General features: G+C 70.2%; 3 protein-coding genes and 1 pseudogene. 1 reads left to right on the top strand and 3 read right to left on the bottom strand.

Annotated elements, in window-relative coordinates:
* Nucleotides 1-44: 44 nt before the first annotated feature.
* The 3 genes from AC08OX_RS15285 to AC08OX_RS15275 form a co-directional block, all read right to left on the bottom strand.
* Entirely contained in the window at nucleotides 45-1,625 is a 1,581-nt protein-coding gene (locus tag AC08OX_RS15285; protein WP_476608426.1) for a sensor histidine kinase, read from the bottom strand.
* Nucleotides 1,626-1,723: 98 nt separating this feature from the next.
* Nucleotides 1,724-2,452: a response regulator transcription factor gene (locus AC08OX_RS15280; protein WP_476608425.1), complete on the bottom strand. Its 729-nt coding sequence runs from the start codon at nucleotides 2,450-2,452 to the stop codon at nucleotides 1,724-1,726.
* 136 nt (nucleotides 2,453-2,588) lie between these two features.
* Nucleotides 2,589-3,917 (bottom strand): mechanosensitive ion channel family protein, encoded by a 1,329-nt coding sequence (locus AC08OX_RS15275; RefSeq protein WP_476608424.1) that lies wholly within the window; start codon nucleotides 3,915-3,917, stop codon nucleotides 2,589-2,591.
* A 417-nt stretch (nucleotides 3,918-4,334) separates the two neighbouring features.
* Between AC08OX_RS15275 and AC08OX_RS15270 the strand changes: the two are divergent.
* Nucleotides 4,335-4,448: pseudogene (locus tag AC08OX_RS15270) on the top strand (HNH endonuclease); the annotation flags it as partial.

Genomic DNA, 4,448 nt, shown 5'->3' with positions numbered 1-4,448 from the left:
GGACGTAGACGCGGGTGCGGTGGGCACGGCGGGGCAGTCGGAAGTCACGGCCTGGGATTCTCGCCCGCGCGGTCCGGAGGCGAAGCAGCGCCGTCCGGCGGGTTCGGCGCCGGACCCGGTGTGGTGGCCGGGCCCAGCGGACCGGGGTCGCCAACGACCGGCAGCCGCATCCGCAGCAACGCCCCGCCACTCGGGGAACTCTCCGCGGTGACGGTACCCTCGTGGGTGTGCACGGCATCCGCGACGATCGCGAGGCCGAGCCCGGATCCGGGCAGGCCCCGCGCGGAGGTGGCCCGGTAGAAGCGGTCGAACACCTGCACGCGGTCCTCCGGCGCGATGCCCGGTCCGTCATCCGCGACGGTTACCTCGCCGTCCCGGGAGCCGACCCGGACGACGGAGGCGGGCGGCGAGAACTTCACGGCGTTGTCGAGCAGGTTGGTGATCGCCCGTTCGAGCATGTTCGCCCGCCCGTAGACCGTCGAGGGCGTCGCGTCGACCTCGATGCTGATGCTCTTGCCGGTGGCGCGGCGCCGGGCCCGTTCGGCCGCGGCTCGCACGATCTCCGCGAGATCGAGCCGTTCCACCTCCTCGGTAGGCGCCTCGTCCCGGGCGAGCTCGACCAGTTCGCTGACGAGGCCGGACAGTTCGCGCATCTGCGCGTCCACGTCGCGTAGCAGTGCCTCATGGTCGGCCGCGGGCAGCGCGCGATGCGGGTTCGCCTCGGCGCGCAGCAACAGTTCGATGTTCGTACGCAGGCTCGTCAACGGGGTGCGCAGCTCGTGGCTGGCATCGTCGACGAGCTGGCGCTGGCGGGCCCGAGATGCCTCCAGCGCGCGCAGCATGCTGTTGAGGCTCTCCGCCAGCCGGGTGATCTCGTCGGATCCGGTCACCGGGATGAGCGCCGACAAATTCTGGGTGCGAGCGACCTCCTCGGCTGCCGCGGCCGCGGCGTCAACGGGTTTGAGCGCGGCACGTGCCACGATCTGTCCGGCGAGCACCGAGCCGACCACCCCGACGATCCCGACGACAAGCAGCACCAGCGCGAGGTCGCGCAGGGTCCGGTCGACGTCGGTGGTCGGCCGCGCGAGCTGCAATGCACCGCCGGACGCGGGACGTTGCAGCGGAACCGTGACAAGCCGGTAGGACTGCCCGTCAACGGCGATCGTGCGCAGGTTCTGGGCCCGCTCCCGCCGGGCCACCTCGGCGTCGGCGGAGTCGACCGGGATCCGCACGCTGTTCCAGGACGAGACGGCGTTCTCCAGCGGATTGCCGGCGGCGTCGAGGAACTGGCCCTCCAGCCCGAAGCTGAACGCCTGCAGTTCCAGCCCCAGCGGGCTGGTCTGGATGGTGCGCGCCGACGCCTCAGCCTGCTCTACGAGCTGGTCGTCGATGGCCTGGTTCAGCACGATGCTGGTCGCCCCCAGCGACACCCCGGCGACGACCGTCACGGCGGCAGCCACCGCCATCCCGACGAGCAGGGCGAGCCGGGCCCGCAACGTCAGCTGACCGAGCGGGGAGGAAAACCGGATCCTGGGGTGACGTCCCGGGTGGACGCGCCGCGCGAACCCGTCCAACCGGCCGGCGCGCCCGTTCACCGCCGCATGCCCCGCTACCGGCTGCCCCACCGCCGCATGCCCCGCTACCGGCTGCCCCACCGCCGGGCGACCCGCTACCGGCTGCGGCCACCACGGCGAGGGCGCGGCCCCCTGGTCGGGGGCACTGCTCACGCCCGGTCCCCCGACGGCTCACGCAGCACGTAGCCAACTCCGCGCACGGTGTGCAACAGCCTGGGCTCGCCGTTCGCCTCGAGCTTGCGGCGCAGGTAGCTCACGAAGACCTCCAGCGAGTTCGACGTCGGGCCGAAGTCATACCCCCAAACCCGCTCCATGATCATGGAGCGGAAGAGCACCTGACGCGGATGGGCGAGAAACAACTCCAGCAGCTCGAACTCGGTCTTGGTCAGAATCAGCTCCCGATCACCGCGGGTCACCTGGCGGCTGACCTGATCCAGACAGACCCCGCCGTAGCGAAGCGTCGAGTCGGGGATCCCCCTGGACCCGTCCGAACCGGCCGCCCGCACCCGCGCGGCCAACGCCGCCCGGCGGATCAGTGCCCGCAACCGGGCGAACAGCTCCTCCAGGGCGAACGGTTTGACCAGGTAGTCGTCGGCACCGACGTCCAAGCCGCTGACCCGGTCGGCCAAGCCGTCCCGAGCGGTCAGCATGAGCACCGGGACGTCGTCGCCCTGGGCCCGCAGCCGACGGCAGGTCTCCAGCCCGTCCACCCGGGGCATCATCACGTCCAGCACGACGATGTCCGGCCGCTCGCGGCCGATGACATCGAGCGCGTCCGCCCCGTCCACCGCCGTGGCCACCTCGTACCCCTCGAACCGCAGTGAGCGTTCCAGGGACTCCCGGACAGCCGCGTCGTCGTCCACCACCAGTACCCGCACGCCCCCAGTCTGCCTTCACCCGACGCGGTGATGGTGCTGCGCGGGGCCGGTCTCAGGAAGACGTACCGCGATCCTCAGGACGGTTTCAGCCACCGCAAGCCCGGACAGACCGACCGGCACGCCCAGGCCGACCAGATCAACCCCTCAGGCGCGACGAGCCGGGGGCGGGCGGGTCGATCCGTGCCCGCGGCAGATCCGTCCCCTGCGCGTCCGCGTCACCCCCGCCGACCCCGGCATCCGGATCCGCGTCGTCCTCCTCACGGCTCCCGGCGCTCTCCTCGTCGTCGTCGACCATGGTCACCTCACTGCGTTGCACGGAACCGAGCTCGATGCCAGCCGCGCCAAGCGAGGTCCGGACCCGCTCACGCAGCTCACGCGCGACCTCCCACTGCTTGAGCGGCTGGGTCTTGATGGCGACACGCAGGGTGTAACCGTCCGAGGTCATGGTCTCCATGCCCCAGACCTCGGGCTCGGCGAGGATGAGGCTGCTCCACTTCGCGTCCGCCCAGAGCTCGTTCGCCGTCCGGGCCAGCACCCGTTTGGCGGTGGCGACCTCGGTGTCGTAGTCGAGCGGAACGTCGAGCACGGTCCGTGCCCATTGCTGGCTCTTGTTACCGACCCTGGTGATCTCGCCGTTCCGGACGTACCAGACGGTGCCCTCGACGTCGCGCAGTCTGGTCGTCCGGAGACTGACCGCCTCCACGGCGCCGGAGACCGGGCCGAGATCGATCACGTCTCCCACCCCGTACTGGTCCTCCAGCAGCATGAACATCCCCGACAGGAAGTCCCGGACGAGGTTCTGCGCACCGAAACCGACCGCGACTCCCAGCACACCGGCGCTGGCGACGATGGGGGCGAGATTGATGCCCAGCTCGCCCAGGATGCTGAGGAATGCCAGGCCGAAGATGAAGATGGACGTCACGCTGCGCAGCAGCGAACCGACCGTCGCCGCACGCTGACGGCGCCTTTCCATCAGCACTGCCGGGTCGCCGAACGCGCCTAGCAGAGAGCCGGCCCGGGAACTCCGGAACAACCCGCCCCAGCTGCCGGAACCAGTCCGTTCGGTGGCGTGTCCGATGTCGGTGGTGCGCCGGATGAACCGGTGCAGCAGCGCCCGCACCACGAACGCGATCACTAAAATGAGCGCGATGCGGATCGGGGTACCGAGGAACACCTCAGCCCCGGAGGCGAGATAGTTACTGTGGGTCGTGTTGTAGACGGTGCGGCACAGCAGCCCCGGATCGGTCCCGCAGGCGTCCCGAAGCGCGGTCGCGACGCCCTCCAGGGACACCAGCGGGTCGGAGGTCACCGACGGGCTCGGCGAGGGCAGCGGGGTGGGCGTCGTCAGCCCGGACGTCGGGCCCGGTGATCCGGTGGGTGACGGCGAGGCGGACAGCAACATTCCCAGCGACGGGATGAGAGGCTGAGCCAGCAGGGACGGGGCGGGCGTCACGGCGTCGATCATCCTTCCGGTAGATTGCGATCATTCGGAGTTCCCCGAGCCGGCCGAGGTCACCGGCCCTCCCGCGCTCGCGGCGGCCGGGGCTGCGGCCCCAGGTCAGTCTCACCCATGCCGGTGGCCCGGCGGTGGGGGCCCCGATCCGGTCGACGGACGGCCACGCTCCGGCCCAACCACTCTCCAACCCAACCCGGCCAGGTCTCCCACTACACTCAAAAAGCACTTTCCGTATTGATATGATCACAGAATGGTCGCCCGCATGTGACAAAGGCCACGAGATATGTGCAGCGCCACGGCACGAAAGGCGATGACCATGCAAACAGGCTCGCGTTCTGCCGCAGAAGAAGGTTGACTATCCATTGTCACCGGAGACGCTGGGCAGAACGGCCCGCAAGGGGCCCTCGGTGGGCAGGAGGTCGGCGCGTGGCAGAGGCGCTGGTTCTCAATGCCACGTACGAGCCTCTGTGCGTGGTGTCGCAAAGGCGCGCGCTGGTGCTGGTCCTGACCGACAAGGCCGTCATGGTCGAATCGGCCGGG

Source organism: Frankia sp. CoBUL1, assembly GCF_978021245.1.
Note: the sequence above shows the minus strand (reverse complement) of the source record. Positions and strands in the feature narration are given on the sequence as shown.